This window comes from Tardiphaga sp. (assembly GCF_025356345.1).
Classification (GTDB): Bacteria; Pseudomonadota; Alphaproteobacteria; order Rhizobiales; family Xanthobacteraceae; genus Tardiphaga.
In genome coordinates, this window is sequence record NZ_JANXTC010000198.1 from 1 (window position 1) to 17,730 (window position 17,730).

The window sequence follows — 17,730 nt, forward strand, 5'->3', positions numbered from 1 at the left end:
CCGGGCCGAGCGCGATGAAGGCGGTCTTGCCGTCCTTGGTCATGCCGATGCCGACAGGCTGGATCGCCTCGCGCCGCAGGCCCGGAATCTCAAAGGTGATCTTCCCGGTCACCACGTGTTTAACGGGATCGATCACCGACACGGTGCCGCCAATCTCCGACGATACCCACAGTTCGGAGCCGTCACGCTTGAATTCGGCGAAACGCGGCCGCGAGTCGACCAGCACATTGGCAACGACCTGGCGCGTCGCGGTGTCGATGAAATGCGCCATGTTGGTGGTCTCGGAGGTGTTGATCAGGATCTTGCCGTCGGGGCTGATCGCCATGCCCTCCGGCTCGACGCCGACCTGCACTTCGCCCAGCCGCGCGCGGCGGGCGATGTCGATGATGGTCACGGTGTTGTCGTTCTCATTGGCGACGTACAGCAGCCTGCCTTCTGCATCCTGTACGAACAATTCGGGATCGGGGCCGGAGGGCAGGGTGTCGACCACTTCCTGCCTTGCGACGTCAATGAGCTCGATGGTGTCGTCATCGCCGACCGCGACCAGAACCGATCTGCCGTCACGGGTGAAGTCGATGCCGCGCGGTCGCTGCCCGACCTTGATGGTCCTGGTCACCGTCCAGCTCTCGGTATCGATCACCGAGACGGTGTTGCTTTTTTCGTTGGAGACATAGGCGATGTAGGCGCTGGCCGGCGTTGCGGCAAAAACAACGAGTATCGTCATCACACCGAGGCGGCGGATCGCCGGCACCAGCCCCGTCATTGCGAGGAGCGAAGCGACGCGGCAATCCAGCAGGCCGCAAGCGAAGGCTGAATTGCTTCGTCGCAAGGGCTCCTCGCAATGACGGGGTGGGGCTGTCGCTGTCGCTCCACTGCTGTTGTTCATGTCCGCGCTCATTTCAAGTTGCATTTCGTCTCCGGCCGGTCGACGCCGAGCGTGTCGAGTTCCGAGACCTGATGCAGAAAGCCTTCTTGTGGCGATACCGACACCACCATGCGGCCGTCGGCGAGCAGGATCGGCTGCCGCAGCTGCCAGTTCCAGTCGCGCAGGCTGAGCCGCTGACCCTTGAAGGCGGCGATCGAAAAATCCCGGCTCTTCAGGAAATCGGTGACCGTTCTCGTATCGCCGGACTTCACGCGGGCGGCGGCTTCGCCGATCATGCGTACCGCCGTCCATGCCTGCATGTCGCGCGCGGTCATCCGCCGCGCATTGAGCTTCATGAAGCGGTTTTGTAGCTGCACCGCGCCCCATTGATCATGCGCGGGATCCCAGCTGGTCGGCACCAGCCCCGCCGAGCCGGCGACCGGTCGCGGGTCCCAGGTCCGATAGGGCAGATAGGCCGCGAACACCTCGCTCTCATCGGCGGCGACCAACACGTCATGGGCCGGCGACGATTGCGTAAAGATCGGCATCTGCCGCTGGATCAGCGTGACGCCGCTGTCGGTGCGGCGAGCGCCGCCGCTGTCTTCGAAGGTCCGCTCCTGCACGATCTTCGCGCCGAAGCGGGTCGCGGCGCGGCGCAGCGCGTCGGCATAGAGTCGGTCTTCGGGATGCGAGCCGGCCACCAGCAGCCAGCGCTTCCATTGTTTCCACACCAGATACTGCGCCAGCGCGTCGGCCAGCATCGATCGCGTCGGTGCGATGTGAAGCACGTTACCGCGACAGTCCTGCTCGCGCAGCCGGTCGTCGATGGCTCCGGCGTTGAGCAGCAGCGTGCCGCGCGCGCGCACCGCATCGGAAGCTTGCAGCAGGGCATCGGCGGGAAGATCGGCGACGATGAATCCGACATCGCGGTTGGCCATCGCTGTCGCCGCGGCGCCGACGTCGTCGCGGTCCTTCGTTCGCACGTCGTCGAGCGTAAAATGCTGATCGAGAAATCGCCCGGTGGTGTTGTTGTCCTCGATGGCCAGGCGGGCGCCGGCGACGCCGTCATTCCCGGCGGGCTGCGTGGCCAGCGACAGGCTCGGCCGGATAGCGGCCGGGCCGAGATAGCCGATCCGGATCTCGGCCGGCTCGGCACCGAACGCCGCCGAGCCCCATATGCAAATGGCGATCGCCCAAAAAGACCGGGCCAAGCAGGCCTCCCACCACGAGTCCCCTTCGACGTGCCGCCGATCCGGAGACTTCCTGCTTGAAACATGGCTGATCTATCCTAAGTTGCAACGAACATTTTGGTGTGTCCGGTTCCAGTCGAGGGAACGATCATGCGAAGAATCATGTTCGTGGCTGTGCTGTTGCTGGCATGGCTGTCGACCGCGCGCGCCGACGAGCGCAAGGATCCGTCAAAGGATCAGCCGAAGACGGCGGTGTTTGATTTCGAATTGATCGACACCAGCCTGCAGGGCGAGAAGGATGGCCAGCGTGCCGATGAGCAGGCGCGCCTGCTGCGTGCCGGAGATCAACTGCGACGGGGGCTGACGGACTCCGGAAGATATGCCGTGATCGATATCGCGCCGGTCCGCGCCGAGGCGCATAACAGCAATCTGCAGGCCTGCGGCGGCTGCGACGTTCAATACGCGCAGAAACTCGGCGCCGATCTGGCGATTACCGGCACGGTGCAGAAAGTGTCGAACCTGATCCTCAACATGAATATCTATATTCGCAACGCCCGCACCGGGCGGCTGGTCACGGCGATGAGCGCGGATTTTCGCAGCAATACGGATGAGTCGTGGTCGCGCGCGGTGAGCTATTTGCTGCGCAACCGTCTGCTGGCGCCGAATTACGGCAAACCGGAGTAGTGCAAGCCGCGCGGTTCGCGTTCCCCGGACGCGGCGCAGCGCGCCGCCTTTCGCGGTGTGGTGCGGCGCGTCCGGGAAACGAGAGCTCGCTACGGCTGCAGCCGCGCGGCGTGCCAGCGCAGATGGTCTTCCATGAAACTGGAAATGAAATAATAGCTGTGGTCATAGCCGCTGGGCCGGCGCAGCGTCAGCGGGATGCCGGCGTCGGCGCAGGCGTTCTCCAGCAGGCCGGGTCGCAATTGCTCGGTGAGGAACGGATCGGCGTCGCCGACATCGACCAGCAATTCCGGAAACCGCGCGCCATCCTCGATCAGCGCCACCGCATCGTGCCGGCGCCAGGCCTTGCGGTCATCGCCGAGATAGCCTGACAGTGCCTTGATGCCCCATGGCACCTGCGACGGCGCGGCGATCGGCGAGAACGCGCTGGCGGCGCGAAACCGTTGCGGATGGCGCAGCGCGATCGTCAGCGCGCCATGGCCGCCCATCGAATGGCCCATGATCGATTGCCGGTCCATATCCGCCGAAAAATTCTTGCCGATCAGCGCGGGAAGTTCCTCGGTGACGTAGCTCCACATCCGGTAGTTCTTGGCAAAGCGCGGCTGCGTCGCATCGACATAAAAGCCGGCGCCGAGGCCAAAATCATAGGCATTGTTGGCATCGCCCGGCACGTCCGGGCCACGCGGGCTGGTGTCGGGTGCCACAAGGATCAGGCCGAGGTCGGCGCAGAGGCGGCGATACTCGCCCTTCTCGGTGACATTGGCATGGGTGCAGGTGAGGCCGGAGAGATACCACACCACCGGACAGGGCTTGCCGCCGGCCGCCGGCGGCAGGAACACGGAGAACGTCATGTCGGTGCCAGTCTCACGGCTGGCATGCTTGTAGACGCCCTGCGTGCCATCATGCGACCGGGTCAGCGAAACAGTTTCGATCGTCATGGTGTCATTCGCTCCAGCGGCAAACGGGACACGTCTTACACGTGTCCCGGCTGGCGGTGCTTATGCCACCGCCGGCCCCGCCCGATCAAGCTCGCCGCGCCAGCTAGCCAGGTGCGATGTTCAGGCCGCTTTGGCTCGCGACTTCGAGACCTGCGCGGCGAGCGCGTCCATCAGCGCCGGCGACAGGCAGTCATAGGGTTCCAGCCCGAGTTCCTTCAGCCGGGCGCGGATGCCGTCCATCTGCGACGGGTCGACGCCGGCTTCGATCACCGACGATACGAAGGCCGCAAAACCCGGTGCCGCCGACCCGCTCTCCTGGAATAATTCTGGATGGATGAAATCGAGGCCGTAGAACGCGTGGTCCTTGTTCTCGATACGTCCGAACATGTGCGTGCCACAGACCTTGCAGGCGTGGCGCTGGATGGTGGCGGAGGTATCGACAATATGCAGCTTGTCGCCATTCTCGATCACCGCGACATTGTCGCGCGGCACCACCGCGACCACCGAGAAGGTGGCGCCATCGGGCTTCCAGCATTTGGTGCAGCCGCAGGCGTGATTATGCAGGACGTCGCCGCGGACGCTGACCTTTACCGGGCGGTCCTTGCATTTGCAGACTAGCGTGCCGCCGGTGAAATGGCCGGAGCCCTGCTTGACGCCATCATCGACTGCGGGGTGGATGTGAACGGTCATGGGATCAATCCTCCTGTTTGTTTCTTGGTGGGTGGTTCAGAACACGACGACCGACCGGATCGACTTGCCCTCGTGCATCAGATCGAAGCCCTTGTTGATATCCTCGAGCGTGAGGACATGGGTGATCATCGGGTCGATCTCGATCTTGCCGTTCATGTACCAGTCGACGATCTTCGGTACGTCGGTGCGGCCGCGCGCGCCGCCGAAGGCGGTACCTTTCCAGACCCGGCCGGTGACCAGTTGGAACGGACGGGTCGCGATCTCCTTGCCGGATTCCGCGACGCCGATCACCACCGAGACGCCCCAGCCGCGGTGGCAGGCTTCCAGCGCCTGCCGCATCACAATGGTATTGCCGGTGCAGTCGAAGGTATAATCGGCGCCGCCATCGGTGAGGCCGACCAGATGCGCGACGATGTCGCCCTCGATCTTCTTCGGGTTGACGAAATGCGTCATGCCGAACTGGCGGCCCCATCCCTCCTTGTCATCGTTGAGATCGACGCCGACGATCTTGTCGGCGCCGACCATGCGCGCGCCCTGGATCACGTTGAGGCCGATGCCGCCCAATCCGAACACTACGACATTGGAGCCGGGCGTGACCTTCGCGGTGTTGACCACGGCGCCGACGCCGGTGGTGACGCCACAGCCGATATAGCAACTGCTCTGGAACGGCGCGTCGTCACGGATCTTGGCCACCGCGATCTCCGGCAGCACCGTGAAATTCGAGAAGGTCGAGCAGCCCATATAATGAAACACCGGCGTGCCCTTGTAGCTGAAGCGCGAGGTGCCGTCGGGCATCACGCCCTTGCCCTGGGTGGCGCGGATCGCGGTGCACAGATTGGTCTTCTGGCTCAGGCAGCTTTTGCACTGCCGGCATTCCGGCGTGTAGAGCGGGATGACGTGGTCGCCGGGCTTCACCGAGGCGACGCCGGGACCGACCTCGCGGACGATGCCGGCGCCTTCGTGGCCGAGGATGGAAGGAAATATGCCCTCGCTGTCGAAGCCGTCGAGCGTATAGGCGTCGGTGTGGCAGATGCCGGTGGCCTTGATCTCGACCAGCACCTCGCCCGACTTCGGGCCGTCGAGATCCAATTCCACGACCTCGAGTAGCTGCTTGGCCTGAAAGGCGACGGCGGCGCGAGTCTTCATGTTCCACTCCCGGTTATCAGGCGCGGGATTCAAACCGCGCTGACGCGCCGCTGCTCCCGCTGCTGTTCCTGAGAGGCCGTACGCCATGGTTCACGCGAGAGGCGCGACGATCCGCTCCAGTTGTTAAGTTAAATAATTGCACGCTGGCGCGGAACGTCAAGGACGGTGCATTTAAACGGTGATTTATTTTGCGGCGCAGGTGCGATGCGAAGATTTCTCGCTATCGCGTTACCGCAGTTGCGAAATCCGGTGCTGGGTTGAGACGAGTGTGAACTGCCGGACGATACGGAAGCGTGAGGATTTGTCGTCCTGCCGAAACAGTGCGACGCGGTCGATGCGCAGTGATGTCAGATCCAGCGCGGCGAAGTGCTCCTGCAGCATCGCCAGCACAGGCGCGCCGCGCTCGGACGTCAACCGGCCGGTCAGCGTCATATGAAACCGGAAATCGTTCAGCACATAGGGATAGCCGAAGCGATCGAGCTGTTCGACCTGACGCGCGGTGAGCGCTTCGGGACGGCGGCGCGCGCGATCCTCGGGGGTCATCGGTGCCCGGAAGCGATCGAATGTCTCTACACAATGTTGCGCCAGCGCGCCGAGATCGGCCGATGGCTCGGCCGGCACGACGGCGACGAAGCCGCTGATCGCCCGGACCACCGGGGCAATCACGGGAATGGCGCGAGGCGTGGCCGCAAAATTTTCGCACGCGGCGACGAGATCGGCCTCGGTATTGCCCGCAGCGAGCGGGAACGGCGCCTTCAGCGTACCGTGGAAACCGTATTTGCGCGGATCGTCGGTCAGCGTCGCCCAGTCAGGCGCCTGCGCGAGCACATCAGCCGGAAACGGCATCGCTTCGCCGCTGCCGGCGTCATAGCCGAGCAGTGCGGCCCCGAAGCGATGCAGGTCGCTGTCGAGGTCCGGGGCGTAATAGATGGCGTAACGGGGGAGGGGCGTCATGACCCCGAACCATAGAGACGCTTCACGCCGCCGCAACCGCCTTGCGGGAGGTCACCGCCGGATGCAGCAACCGGCGCGCATCGGTGAGATGGACCAGCCTGCCATTGGCGATCACCGCCACGATGCGCGGGCGCATCGCGATGCTGTCGTCGATCAGCAGGATGTCGGCCCGGCGACCGGCGGCGAGCACGCCGCGGTCGGTGAGGCCGGCGGCGCTCGCCGGCGCCGACGAGATCAGCGCCCAGGCCGCGGGCAGTGTCAGCACGCCATCGGCGACCAGCCTGAACGCAGCCAATAGTTGCGCCGGGTAATAATAGTCGGACGCCAGCACCGAGCACAGCCCCTTGGCGATCATGTCGGAGGCCCGGGTCCAGCCGGTGTGGCTGCCGCCGCGCACCACATTCGGGGCGCCGAACACGATGAAGTCGCCGGCCGCGGCCGCCGCGATCGCGGTTTCCTCGTTGATTGGAAATTCCGCGATGGCGACGCCGAGCTTGCGAAAATCCGCGCGCATCGCGGGCGTCTCGTCGTCATGGGACAAGGTCGGCACGCCAGCTGCGCGGGCGGCCAGCGCCAGCCGCGCGATCGAGGATGGGACTTCGTCGGCGCGCGAGATCACCCGCTGTACCAGCAGGTCGAAGGCTTCGCCGGTCAGCCCGGTGCGCTCCGCCATGCGGATACGTTTTTCAGGCTTTTTCGGATTGTGCAGGCTGGTCTCGATGTGGTCGTTGAAGGCCAGAAGATCGATGCGCCCGTCCGCGAGCCACTGCGTGATCTCGGCCTCGGCCTCCAGATTATAAGTCTCCTGCCGCAGATGGAAACGGGTATCGGCCGCGAGTTGCGGCCGCTGCGTCTCGATCGCGGCGAGCAGGCTTCGCGCATTGTCGGCGCCGCGCAGGCCCGGCTCCCACGACCAGGTCGTGCCGTGGAACACGGTGGTGATACCATTAGCGATCGCCTGGCGGTCGCTGTCGATCAGCGCGACATCGACCGGGAAATCGACGCCGGGCCGCGGCATCAACTGACGCTCAAAAGCGTCGCCATGGAGGTCGATGATTCCCGGTAATACCAGCAGGTCGCCTGCGTCCAGTCCGAGCCCGCCTTGCGCGGCGTTCTCCCCGAGACTGACGATCTCGCTGCCACAAACCTGCAGCGAGGTCTCGATCAGCTCGCCGCCGATGAGGGTGCGTCCGCCTTCAACGAAGATATCCATCAGGTCGCCGCCATCTGCTGGGTGGCGGCCGCCGAGCCACCCGATTGATGTTTTCTCAAAAAATCCTGTACGGCAAGCGTGCGGAAATCCGGCAGTGCCAGCCGCAGCGTCTCGTGGTCCCAGTCCCACCATGCCAGCTCGGCAAGTCCCGCGGCGACATCCTCCGGGAAGCGGCGGCGGATGATACGGGCCGGGTTGCCGGCGACAATGGTGTAGGCGGGCACATCCTTGGTAACGATTGCACCGGCGGCGATCACCGCGCCTGTGCCGATGTTGCGGCCGGGCAGCACGATGGCGCCATGGCCGATCCAGACGTCATGGCCGATGCTGACGTGATGCTCGCGGCGCCAGTCGAAGAATTCGGCGTCGTCGGCTTCTCCCGGAAAATAGGCGCTGGCGCGATAGGTGAAATGCGCCTGGGTCGCGCGGTGCATCGGATGGTTGCCGGGATTGATCCGCGTCATCGCCGCGATCGAGCAGAATTTTCCAATCGTCGTATAGGTGATCTGTGCGTCATTCACGACGTAAGAATAGTCGCCCATCGTCACTTCCTGCAGAATCGTGCGGGCGCCGACTTCGCAATAGGCGCCGAGCACGGTGTCGCCGAGCTTCGCGCTCGGATCGACGGCGGGATCAAGGGACAGGTTTTTTCCGGCCATGCTGCACTCACAGATAAAGACGACGTCGGATGCGACGCGCGCTTCTCTTCGAGTCGTTTCATGACGACGTCATGACGGTCAAGTAACTTTGCCCGGGATTGTTGAAAGGCGGTACAAAACGGCGCGTGTCACATCACTGTCAAGCACCGGCGTTACCGGTGACCTTGCATAAGGTCATTGGAGTTTTCCATGCTGGTGGTTGAAGGTCTGACGTGCCGGTTCGGCGCCAAGGCAGCCGTTGATAATGCGTCGTTCGCAGTTCAGCCGGGCGCCTTCGTTGGCGTCATCGGGCGCTCGGGGGCCGGCAAGTCGACCATGCTGCGCATGATCAACCGCCTGGCCGAACCGACCTCTGGCCGGATCTCCTATGACGGCGTCGATGTCACCGCGCTGCGCGGTCGCGACCTGCGCCAGTGGCGCGCGCGTTCGGCGATGATCTTTCAACAGTTCAATCTGGTCGGGCGTCTCGACGTTCTGACCAATGTCCTGATGGGGCGGCTGTCCGGCATGCCGCAATGGCGCTCGTTGACCCAGATGTGGCCGGAAGAAGACCGCGCGCTGGCGATGTCGGCGCTGGAGCAGTTCGACATGGCATCATTGGCGGCGCAGCGTGCCGATCAGCTGTCCGGCGGCCAGCAGCAGCGCGTAGCCATTGCCCGCGCGCTGGTGCAGCAGCCCGATATCATTCTGGCCGACGAGCCGATCGCGTCGCTGGATCCGCGCAATACCCGCATCGTGATGGATGCGCTGCTGCGCATCAACAAGCATTTCGGCATCACCGTGATGTGCAATTTGCACTCGCTGGACCTGGCGCGGACCTATTGCGACCGGCTGATCGGCATGTCCGCCGGCCGTATCGTGTTTGACGGCGCGCCAGCCGCGCTGACCGAACACATCGCCCGCGAGCTTTATGATCTCGAGGCCGACGAGGTGATGGGCACCAAAAGCGGCCACGTGCCGGCCGGTGAGCCGGTGCTGGCCTTCAACGAAGCCGCCGTGGCCTGAGGTTACGTCGCCGACATATCCGTTTGTATTCGCAAACGCGTTCAACATCGATCACAATGGGGACTACCATGATCACTCGCCGACTTGTTCTGCTCAGCGCCGCGGCGCTGGCGCTGGCCACTTCCGCCGCCTCGGCGCAGGATTACAAGACCAAATATCCAGAACTGACCTTCGCCATCATCCCGGCGGAAAATGCCTCGGGCGTGACCGAACGCTGGGCGCCGTTCGTGTCCTACCTCTCGAAAGAGCTGGGCGTGAAGATCAATCTGCGCATCGCCAATGACTACGCCGCGGTGATCGAAGGCCAGCGCGCCGGCAACATCCAGATCGCCAGCTATGGCTCGGCCTCGTTCGCGCGCGCCCGCCTCACCGGCGTGATGACCGATGCCTTCGCCAATGACATCAATGCCGATGGCTCGACCGGCTATTACTCGGTGTTCTTCGTCAAGGCGAACAGCGCCTACAAGACCATCGATAATCTGAAGGGCAAGAATCTCGGCCTGGTCGATCCGAACTCGACCTCGGGCAACAACGTACCGCGCTTTGAACTCGACAAGATGGGCATCTCGGACGCCGACACCTATTTCAGCAAGGTGGTGTTCACCGGCAGCCACGAGAACGCGCTGCTGGCGTTGTCGCAGGGCACCGTCGATGTCGCCGCCAACCAGTGGACCAACGACGACGACTCCACTTTGTCGCAGATGTTGCACAAGGGCATGCTGAAGAATGCCGATGGTACGCCGATGAAGAAGGAAGACTTCCGTATCGTCCATAAATCAGCGCCGATCATCAACGGCCCCTATGCCTACAGTTCCGACCTGCCGGCCGACCTCAAGGCCGCGATCGCCAAGGCGTTTGTCGATGCGCCGACCAAGGACAAGGCCGCGTTCGACAGATTGTCGGATGGCCAGAAGAAGGGCTTCCACGCCGCCACCACCAAGGACTGGGACGCGACCATCGACCTGATCAAGTTTGTCGACGCGCTGCGCAAGAAGAAGGCATCCTGATTACTGCATGATTCAAGGGAGCCGGGTCCATGTGACCCGGCTCTTTTTCTTTGTCTGAATTTCACGAAGGTACCGCCATGCCCGCCGCCGTTTCCATTCTGCCGAGCCAGCAGCTCGCGGCGCTGAACGACGCCTACCGCAAGGCGGTGGCGAAGAAGCGGCTGCGCACCACGCTGGTGACCGCGGTGGGGTGTGCCGCGCTGCTGATCGCGGCGATGGGAGCGGAGGTCAATCTCGGCACGCTGTTTGGCAAGATCGGTAATTTTGTCAGCTATTTCGACCGCATTTTTACGCTCGATAGCGGCGTTCGCGCGTGGTCGGACATCGGCGAGTGGTTCTGGGGCTGGCAGAAGTGGTTGTCGCTGCTCGGCGAGACCGTGCTGATCAGCTATGTCGGCACGCTGGTCGGCGCCGTCCTTGCTTTCGGCCTGAACTTTCTCGCAGCCGAGAATACCGCGCCGTCGGCGTCGCTGCGCTTTGTTGTCAAGCGCGTCATGGAGTTCTGCCGCACCGTGCCGGACATCGTGTTCGCGCTGATCTTCGTCATCGCCTTCGGCCTCGGCCCGATGGCCGGCGTGCTGGCGATCGCGATTCACTGCGTCGGCGCGCTCGGCAAACAATACAGCGAGATCGTCGAGAATATCGACATGAAGCCGGTCGAGGGCATTCGCTCCACCGGCGCCAGCTGGACCGACTGCATGCGCTTTGCCGTGCTGCCGCAGGTCGCCGCCGGCTTCGCCAGCTACACGCTGCTGCGCTTCGAGATCAATGTGCGCGGCGCCTCGGTGATGGGCTTCGTCGGTGCGGGCGGCATCGGCCAGGAACTCGTCGTCGCGGTCAGAAAATTCTACTACTCCGATGTCAGCGCCATCCTGCTGATGATTATCGTCACCGTGTTCATCATCGACATCGGCACCGGCTGGATGCGCGGCCGGCTGTTCGGCAAGGAAGCCAGATCGTGAGCAAACCGCCGATGAGGAAGCTGCCGAGCGCCAATAGCGAGGAGCTGCGCGCGCGCTATCCGGCGGTGTTCAACCGGCCGATGTCGTCGCGTGCCGCGGTGCCGGCGATCTTTGTCGCCGCGCTGGCGCTGTTCATTTTCGGGCTCAACGAGCTGGAATTCTCCCCAGCGCGGATGCTGGCCGGGGTCAAGCAGCTTGGCTGGATCGTGATGATGATGGTGCCGCCGGACCCCGGCTCCTCGCTGCCGGCCTATCTTGTCGCGATGGGCGAGACGCTATCGATCGCGCTGCTGGGAACGACTCTGGCCGCCGTTTTCGCGCTGCCCGTCAGCCTGCTTGCCGCGCGAAACATCATTCCGTCGCCCTGGTTGCGCTTCCCGGTGCGGCGGTTTCTCGATTCGATTCGCGGCGTCGATACGCTGATCTGGGCGCTGGTCTGGATCAATGTGGTCGGGCTCGGGCCGTTCGCCGGCGTGCTGGCCATCGCTGTGTCCGACTTCGGAGCATTCGGCAAATTGTTCTCGGAGGCGATCGAGGCCGCCGACAAGAAGCAGGTCGAGGGTGTTCGCGCCGCGGGCGGCAGCCCGCTGCACGAAATCCGCTTCGGTCTGCTGCCGCAGGTATTGCCGGTGATCGCCGGTCAGGTGCTGTATTTCATTGAATCCAATACCCGCTCCGCCACCATCATCGGCATTGTCGGCGCCGGCGGCATCGGGCTGCAGCTAGCCGAACAGATCCGCGTGCTGGAATGGCAGAAAGTGTCGTTCCTGATCCTGATGATCCTGGTCGCGGTGGCGGCGATCGACTTCATCTCCAGTCGCCTTCGCTTTGCGATCATCGGGCGAAGGGCCGTGGTGTAATCGCTGTAGTAGCCGCTGTCATTGCGAGGAGCGAAGCGACGCGGCAATCCAGAAAATCCCAAACGCAAACTGGATTGCTTCGTCGCAAGGGCTCCTCGCAATGACGGGGGAGGGCGCGGTGACTGGCCGCTATCCGTTCTCCACCACGAATTCGACCCGCTCGGCGACAAAGCGCGAGCGCGAGACTTTCAGCGGCGTGCCGTCCAGATCAACATCCGTGCTGTCGACGATCAGGATTGGCCGGCCCAGCGCGAGGTCGAGCCGCGCGGCGTCGGCGGCATCGACGACCGCCGCCGTGATGCGGGTGGAGAGTCTTCGATAATCGCGGATGCCGTAATGCGCCAGCGTCTTTGTCGTTGAATTCAGCCGGGCATAGACCTCGGCGGCATCGGGAAAGCGTTGCGCGGAAAACCAGGTGGTGCCGATGCAGATCGGCGCCTTGTCAGCTAAACGCAGCGCCTCGATCCGGACCAGCGGCGCGCCGGCCTTCAGTCCGAGTTGCCTGGCGAGATCGCGGGTCGCGGGCTCGGTGATGGCATCGATCAGCCGACCGTCCGGCTCGCGGCCGCCGGCGCCGACGATCTCCGAGAACCGCGTCCGCGAGCGCAGCGGATAGGTCAGCTTCGGGGCTTCGACATAGGTGCCGCTGCCGCGCTCGGCGCGTACCAGGCCCCGTTCCGCCAGCGTTGCCAGCGCGCGGCGCACGGTGTGGCGATTGACCCGGTAGGTCTCGGCGATATCCGTCTCGCCCGGCAGCTTGTCGCCGGCCGGAAAACGGCCGGCGGCAATGTCGCGTTCAATGCCGTCGGCGACCTGCCGCCACAATGCCACGCCGGTCGGTCTGTCCTGAATGGTCACGATGATGTGGTCTCACGAAGTTGTCGCGCCGTGGTAGCGAAAAATCATGTCGCTGTCACGAAAGGGTCATTGCATGGGTCTATCAAGTTGTCTAACGTTATAGACAACTTGAACCGGACCAGGAAGCCATGACCGCAGCCTCCCTCAACGGCCAGCAGACCCGACGGCAGTCCGCGATGGCGGTGCTCGTCCACGCCGCCACGGCGGAAATCGCCGGCCATCTCGTAGCCATCGACATTCCCGCGCATCAGGCGCTGCGCGAACCGGAAAACGGCCTGGTGATGCTGCGCGGCCGGATCGGTGGCGACGGCGCATTGTTCAATCTCGGTGAGGCGACGGTGTCGCGCGCCGCGGTGCGGCTGTCGAGCGGGGAGGTCGGCTTCGGTTACACGCTAGGCCGTGATCACGAAAAAGCCGGCCTGATCGCGCTGTGCGACGCGCTGATCCAGAACGAGGTGTTTGCCGACGCGATGGAGAAGCAGGTCCTGGCGCCGTTGCGTGCGCATATTGCCGATGACCGGCGGCGCCAGGCAGCCGAGACCGCGGCTACCAAAGTCGATTTCTACACGCTCGTGCGCGGAGAGGGCTGATCATGACCACGATTGCAGAAATGCCGGCGGGTTTCGCGGACAAGGTGGCGTCGGCGCAGTCCACCTTCCGTTCGGTGATGGATGCGATGGCGCGGCCCGGCCAGATTCAGCGCATCGAGGCCGCCTCCGGGGTGCCGGCGCCGCTGATGCGCGGCTCGGCCGCGATCGCGCTGACGCTGTTCGATCAGGATACGCCGGTATGGCTCGACGCCAGCATGGCCGCGACGTCTGACGTCGCCAAGTGGATCAAATTTCACACCAGCGCGCCGGTGATCGCCGGGGCCTCGGTTTGCAGTTTTGCCTTGATTGGCGAGCCCCGCCAGCTGCCGGATTTCGACAATTTTTCGTTCGGTACGGGTGAATATCCTGACCGCTCGACCACCATCATCCTGCAGGTTGCGAGCCTGACCGACGGCCCTGCCTATGAATTGCGCGGCCCCGGCATCGACGGCGTCACGACCTTGCGCGCGACCATCGACCTGCCGGACTGGCTCGATCGTCTCGCACTCAATGCCACCTTGTTTCCGCGCGGCATCGATCTCGTTTTGGTGGCCGATGATTCCATCGTCGCGATTCCGCGCACCACGCGCCTCGTCGCGAAGGAGGGCTGAACATGTATGTCGCCGTCAAGGGTGGCGAACGCGCCATCGAAAATGCGCATCGTTTGCTGGCGCATGAACGCCGCGGTGACCGCGCCGTGCCTGAAGTCTCGCTGGCGCAGATCTCCGAGCAGCTCAGCCTCGGCGTCGATCGCGTCATGACCGAGGGTTCGCTGTATGACCGCGAACTCGCGGCGCTGGCGATCAAGCAGGCGCGCGGCGACATGATCGAGGCGATCTTCCTGCTGCGTGCCTTCCGCGCGACGCTGCCGCGCTTTGGCACCAGCGAGGCCGTCGATACCTCGCAGATGCGGGTAAGACGCCGGTTTTCCTCGACCTTCAAGGATATGCCCGGCGGCCAGATCCTGGGATCGACGTTCGATTATACGCACCGGCTGCTCGATCCGGTGCTGACCGGGGAATCCTTGCCCGAGCAGCCTGCGATGGCCGAAGCGCAGCCGGCGGTGATGCCGCGCGTCACCGACATCCTCGGCCGCGATGGCCTGATCGAATCCTCGCCCGCCGAAAATTCGGATCAAGCGGTCGGCGACCTCACCCGCGACGCGCTGAGTTTTCCGGCGGACCGCGATCTGCGGCTGCAGAATCTCGCGCGTGCCGACGAAGGCTTTTTGTTGTCGCTCGGCTATTCGTCGCAGCGCGGTTACGGCCGCAACCATCCGTTCGCGGGCGAGATTCGGCTCGGTGAAGTCGAAGTGGAGTTCATGGCGGAGGATGTCGGCTTCGCGGTGCCGCTCGGCGCCATCACGCTGACGGAATGCCAGATGGTCAACCAGTTCAAGGGCAGCGACACCGAGGCGCCGTGCTTCACCCGCGGCTATGGCCTGGCCTTCGGGCAGTCCGAGCGAAAGGTGATGTCGATGGCGCTGGTCGACCGCGCGCTGCGCGCGCGCGAACTCGGCGAGGACGTCGTGGCCCCGTCGCAGGACGAGGAATTCGTACTGTCGCATTCCGACAATGTGCAGGCGACCGGGTTTGTCGAGCATCTGAAGCTGCCGCATTACGTCGACTTCCAGTCCGAACTCGGGCTGCTGCGAAAGATCCGCGCAGAGTTTTTCGATGCCCAGGAAAAACCTGATGCCGCGCCCGATGCCATGAAGGAGGCCGCGGAATGAACGCGCCGACATATAATTTCGCCTATCTGGACGAACAGACCAAGCGGATGATCCGTCGCGCCATCCTGAAGGCGATCGCGATTCCCGGCTATCAGGTGCCGTTCGCGTCGCGCGAGATGCCGATGCCCTATGGCTGGGGCACCGGCGGCGTGCAGCTCACCGCGGCGATCCTCGGCGCCGGGGACGTGTTGAAGGTCATCGATCAGGGCTCCGACGACACCACCAATGCGATCTCGATCCGCAAATTCTTCCAGAAGACCGCGGGCGTTGCCGTCACCACCAGCACGCTCGATGCAACTGTGATTCAGACCCGCCACCGCATTCCAGAAGCGCCGCTGCAGATGAGCCAGGTGCTGGTCTACCAGGTGCCGATCCCGGAGCCTTTGCGCTTCCTCGAGCCGCGCGAGACCGAGACAAGGCGCATGCATGCGCTTGGCGAATACGGGCTGATGCATGTGAAGCTCTATGAGGACATTGCGCGCTTCGGCCATATCGCCACCGCTTATGCCTATCCGGTCAAGGTCAATGCGCGCTATGTGATGGACCCGTCGCCGACGCCGAAGTTCGACAATCCGAAGATGGACAATTGCCCGGCGCTGCAGCTGTTTGGCGCCGGCCGCGAAAAGCGGATCTATGCGATCCCGCCATTTACGTCGGTGGTATCGCTGGATTTCGAGGATCATCCGTTCACGCGCTACAAGCATGACGCCTGCTGCGCGCTGTGCGACGCCGGCGATTCCTATCTGGACGAGATCGTGACCGACAATGCCGGCAGCCGGATGTTCGTCTGCTCCGACACCGATTTCTGCGAGACGCGGCAGGCCAACGGCCATCGCGGCAGCGAAAGCGCCCCCTACGCGGAGAACCGACATGCTTGATGTGACCCGTGCCCCGGATCATGGCGACCAGCCGCTGTTGCTCGCCGAAGGTCTTTCAAAATCCTTTGGCCGGCTGCACGCCTGCCGCGATGTGTCCTTTGCGCTGTATCCCGGCGAAGTGCTGGCGATCGTCGGTGAGTCCGGTTCGGGCAAGTCGACGCTACTGCAATTGCTGTCGGCGCAGATGACGCCGAACGCCGGCTCGGTGGCCTATCGCATGCGCGACGGCGTGATGCGCGATCTCGCCGCCCTCGGCGAGGCCGAACGGCGGTTTTTGTTCCGTACCGATTGGGGCTTTGTGCATCAGGACGCGGCGATGGGCCTGCGGATGGGGGTGTCGGCCGGCGCCAATGTCGGCGAGCGGCTGATGGCGGTCGGGCATAATCATTACGGCAAGATCCGGCAGACCGCCGCGTCCTGGCTGGAGCGCGTCGAGATTTCGGTCGACCGCATCGACGACGCGCCCAAAACCTATTCCGGCGGCATGCGGCAGCGGCTGCAGATCGCGCGCAATCTGGTCACCGAACCGCGTCTGGTATTCATGGACGAGCCGACCGGCGGCCTCGACGTCTCGGTGCAGGCGCGTCTGCTGGATATGATGCGCACGCTGGTCAGCGAACTCGGCCTCGCCGCGATTGTCGTCACCCATGATCTGGCGGTGGCGCGGTTGCTGTCGCACCGGGTGATGGTGATGCAGGGCGGCCGTGTCATCGAGACCGGCCTGACCGACCAGGTGCTCGACGATCCCCGCGAGCCCTATACGCAACTGCTCGTTTCCTCGATCCTGCCGGCGTGAGGCGCACATGATTCCAATGATCGACATCCGCAACGCGGAAAAGACCTTTGTGATGCACCTGCAGGACGGCATTCGCCTTCCCGTGGTACGCGGCGTGTCGTTTCACGTGGCGCCCGGCGAATGCGTCGTGCTGTCAGGTCCTTCGGGGGCGGGGAAATCCTCGATCCTGAAGATGATTTTCGGCAATTATCGCTGCGATGGCGGCGCCATCAATGTTCAGCATCTGGGCATGCCGATCGATCTCGTTACCGCCGAGCCGCGGCAGATTCTCAGCGTCCGCCGCAATACTATCGGCTATGTCAGTCAGTTTTTGCGTGCCGTGCCGCGGGTTGCTTCTTTGGATGTCGTCGCGGAGCCGCTGCTTGCCGCGGGCGTGGCGCGCGACGAAGCACGCGAGCGGGCGGCTGTGCTGTTACGGAAACTCAATATTCCAGTTCGGCTGTGGAAGCTGCCGCCCTCGACTTTCTCCGGCGGCGAGCAGCAACGCGTCAATATCGCGCGCGGTTTCATCTCCGATCTGCCGATCCTGCTGCTCGACGAACCGACCGCCTCGCTGGACGCCGCCAACCGCGCCGTGGTGGTCGATCTGGTCGCCGAGAAGAAGCGCGCCGGCGTCGCCATGGTCGCCATTGTCCATGACGACGAAGTCCGTCATCTGATTGCTGACCGGCTGGTCGATGTGACATCGTTCGCCGCGAACGCCTGA

20 protein-coding genes are annotated in these 17,730 nt (G+C 63.9%); 11 read left to right on the forward strand and 9 right to left on the reverse strand.

Translation table 11 applies throughout. The features are described from left to right. Both Q0S16_RS11860 and Q0S16_RS11865 read right to left on the reverse strand, forming a co-directional pair. Positions 1 to 763 (reverse strand): PQQ-dependent catabolism-associated beta-propeller protein (locus Q0S16_RS11860; RefSeq protein WP_295848472.1); only part of this gene is annotated, 763 nt, incomplete at its 3' end. A gap of 131 nt (positions 764 to 894) precedes the next feature. Beyond that, positions 895 to 2,076 carry an ABC transporter substrate-binding protein gene (locus tag Q0S16_RS11865; protein ID WP_295848416.1) on the reverse strand — a complete coding sequence of 394 codons (1,182 nt, stop codon included), beginning with the start codon at positions 2,074 to 2,076 and terminating at the stop codon, positions 895 to 897. A gap of 129 nt (positions 2,077 to 2,205) precedes the next feature. Here Q0S16_RS11865 and Q0S16_RS11870 point away from each other — a divergent pair, with 129 nt between their 5' ends. Beyond that, entirely contained in the window at positions 2,206 to 2,739 is a 534-nt protein-coding gene (locus Q0S16_RS11870; protein ID WP_295848417.1) for a DUF3280 domain-containing protein, read from the forward strand. Positions 2,740 to 2,828: 89 nt separating this feature from the next. On the opposite strand, the gene fghA is transcribed toward Q0S16_RS11870, so the two are convergent. The 6 genes from fghA to Q0S16_RS11900 form a co-directional block, all read right to left on the reverse strand. Further along, positions 2,829 to 3,674 (reverse strand): S-formylglutathione hydrolase, encoded by an 846-nt coding sequence (fghA, locus tag Q0S16_RS11875; protein ID WP_295848419.1) that lies wholly within the window; start codon positions 3,672 to 3,674, stop codon positions 2,829 to 2,831. Positions 3,675 to 3,794: 120 nt separating this feature from the next. Continuing rightward, complete coding sequence (gfa, locus tag Q0S16_RS11880) at positions 3,795 to 4,364, reverse strand: S-(hydroxymethyl)glutathione synthase (protein ID WP_295848420.1); 570 nt, start codon at positions 4,362 to 4,364, stop codon at positions 3,795 to 3,797. 36 nt (positions 4,365 to 4,400) lie between these two features. Next, positions 4,401 to 5,510 (reverse strand): S-(hydroxymethyl)glutathione dehydrogenase/class III alcohol dehydrogenase, encoded by a 1,110-nt coding sequence (locus Q0S16_RS11885; protein WP_295848423.1) that lies wholly within the window; start codon positions 5,508 to 5,510, stop codon positions 4,401 to 4,403. Positions 5,511 to 5,738: 228 nt separating this feature from the next. Beyond that, positions 5,739 to 6,464: a DUF1045 domain-containing protein gene (locus Q0S16_RS11890; protein ID WP_295848425.1), complete on the reverse strand. Its 726-nt coding sequence runs from the start codon at positions 6,462 to 6,464 to the stop codon at positions 5,739 to 5,741. A 22-nt stretch (positions 6,465 to 6,486) separates the two neighbouring features. Then, positions 6,487 to 7,680 (reverse strand): alpha-D-ribose 1-methylphosphonate 5-triphosphate diphosphatase, encoded by a 1,194-nt coding sequence (locus tag Q0S16_RS11895; RefSeq protein ID WP_295848474.1) that lies wholly within the window; start codon positions 7,678 to 7,680, stop codon positions 6,487 to 6,489. Continuing rightward, the gene (locus tag Q0S16_RS11900) at positions 7,677 to 8,336 is read right to left on the reverse strand and encodes a DapH/DapD/GlmU-related protein (protein WP_295848427.1); all 660 of its coding nucleotides are present in this window, start codon (positions 8,334 to 8,336) and stop codon (positions 7,677 to 7,679) included. Before Q0S16_RS11900 ends, Q0S16_RS11895 begins: the two co-directional genes overlap by 4 nt. Before the next feature lie 189 nt (positions 8,337 to 8,525). Between Q0S16_RS11900 and phnC the strand changes: the two genes are divergently transcribed. From phnC to phnE (Q0S16_RS11920), 4 genes are all read left to right on the forward strand, one after another. Beyond that, positions 8,526 to 9,341 (forward strand): phosphonate ABC transporter ATP-binding protein, encoded by an 816-nt coding sequence (phnC, locus tag Q0S16_RS11905; protein WP_295848430.1) that lies wholly within the window; start codon positions 8,526 to 8,528, stop codon positions 9,339 to 9,341. A 68-nt stretch (positions 9,342 to 9,409) separates the two neighbouring features. After that, positions 9,410 to 10,348 carry a phosphonate ABC transporter substrate-binding protein gene (gene phnD / locus Q0S16_RS11910; RefSeq protein WP_295848432.1) on the forward strand — a complete coding sequence of 313 codons (939 nt, stop codon included), beginning with the start codon at positions 9,410 to 9,412 and terminating at the stop codon, positions 10,346 to 10,348. Between the two features lie 77 nt (positions 10,349 to 10,425). Continuing rightward, complete coding sequence (phnE, locus tag Q0S16_RS11915) at positions 10,426 to 11,310, forward strand: phosphonate ABC transporter, permease protein PhnE (protein WP_295848434.1); 885 nt, start codon at positions 10,426 to 10,428, stop codon at positions 11,308 to 11,310. Between the two features lie 11 nt (positions 11,311 to 11,321). Beyond that, positions 11,322 to 12,170: a phosphonate ABC transporter, permease protein PhnE gene (phnE, locus tag Q0S16_RS11920; RefSeq protein WP_295848475.1), complete on the forward strand. Its 849-nt coding sequence runs from the start codon at positions 11,322 to 11,324 to the stop codon at positions 12,168 to 12,170. 129 nt (positions 12,171 to 12,299) lie between these two features. Here the strand turns inward: phnE (Q0S16_RS11920) and phnF are convergent, their stop codons facing one another. Continuing rightward, positions 12,300 to 13,028, reverse strand: a complete 729-nt coding sequence (gene phnF, locus Q0S16_RS11925; RefSeq protein WP_295848436.1) for a phosphonate metabolism transcriptional regulator PhnF — start codon at positions 13,026 to 13,028, stop codon at positions 12,300 to 12,302. Positions 13,029 to 13,156: 128 nt separating this feature from the next. Between phnF and phnG the strand changes: the two genes are divergently transcribed. Genes phnG through phnL form a run of 6 tightly spaced genes read left to right on the forward strand, consistent with a single transcriptional unit; the run spans position 13,157 to position 17,730 of the window. Further along, positions 13,157 to 13,618 (forward strand): phosphonate C-P lyase system protein PhnG, encoded by a 462-nt coding sequence (gene phnG, locus Q0S16_RS11930; protein WP_295848438.1) that lies wholly within the window; start codon positions 13,157 to 13,159, stop codon positions 13,616 to 13,618. Between the two features lie 2 nt (positions 13,619 to 13,620). After that, on the forward strand, positions 13,621 to 14,229 hold the full coding sequence (gene phnH, locus Q0S16_RS11935) for a phosphonate C-P lyase system protein PhnH (protein ID WP_295848439.1): 609 nt from the start codon (positions 13,621 to 13,623) through the stop codon (positions 14,227 to 14,229). Positions 14,230 to 14,231: 2 nt separating this feature from the next. Continuing rightward, positions 14,232 to 15,350 (forward strand): carbon-phosphorus lyase complex subunit PhnI, encoded by a 1,119-nt coding sequence (locus tag Q0S16_RS11940; protein ID WP_295848441.1) that lies wholly within the window; start codon positions 14,232 to 14,234, stop codon positions 15,348 to 15,350. Continuing rightward, a complete protein-coding gene (locus Q0S16_RS11945; protein ID WP_295848442.1) occupies positions 15,347 to 16,228 on the forward strand; it encodes an alpha-D-ribose 1-methylphosphonate 5-phosphate C-P-lyase PhnJ in 882 nt (293 codons plus the stop codon). Before Q0S16_RS11940 ends, Q0S16_RS11945 begins: the two co-directional genes overlap by 4 nt. Further along, on the forward strand, positions 16,221 to 17,024 hold the full coding sequence (gene phnK / locus Q0S16_RS11950) for a phosphonate C-P lyase system protein PhnK (protein ID WP_295848444.1): 804 nt from the start codon (positions 16,221 to 16,223) through the stop codon (positions 17,022 to 17,024). Before Q0S16_RS11945 ends, phnK begins: the two co-directional genes overlap by 8 nt. 7 nt (positions 17,025 to 17,031) lie before the next feature. Continuing rightward, positions 17,032 to 17,730, forward strand: coding sequence for a phosphonate C-P lyase system protein PhnL (gene phnL, locus Q0S16_RS11955; protein ID WP_295848446.1), 699 nt, complete (start codon positions 17,032 to 17,034; stop codon positions 17,728 to 17,730).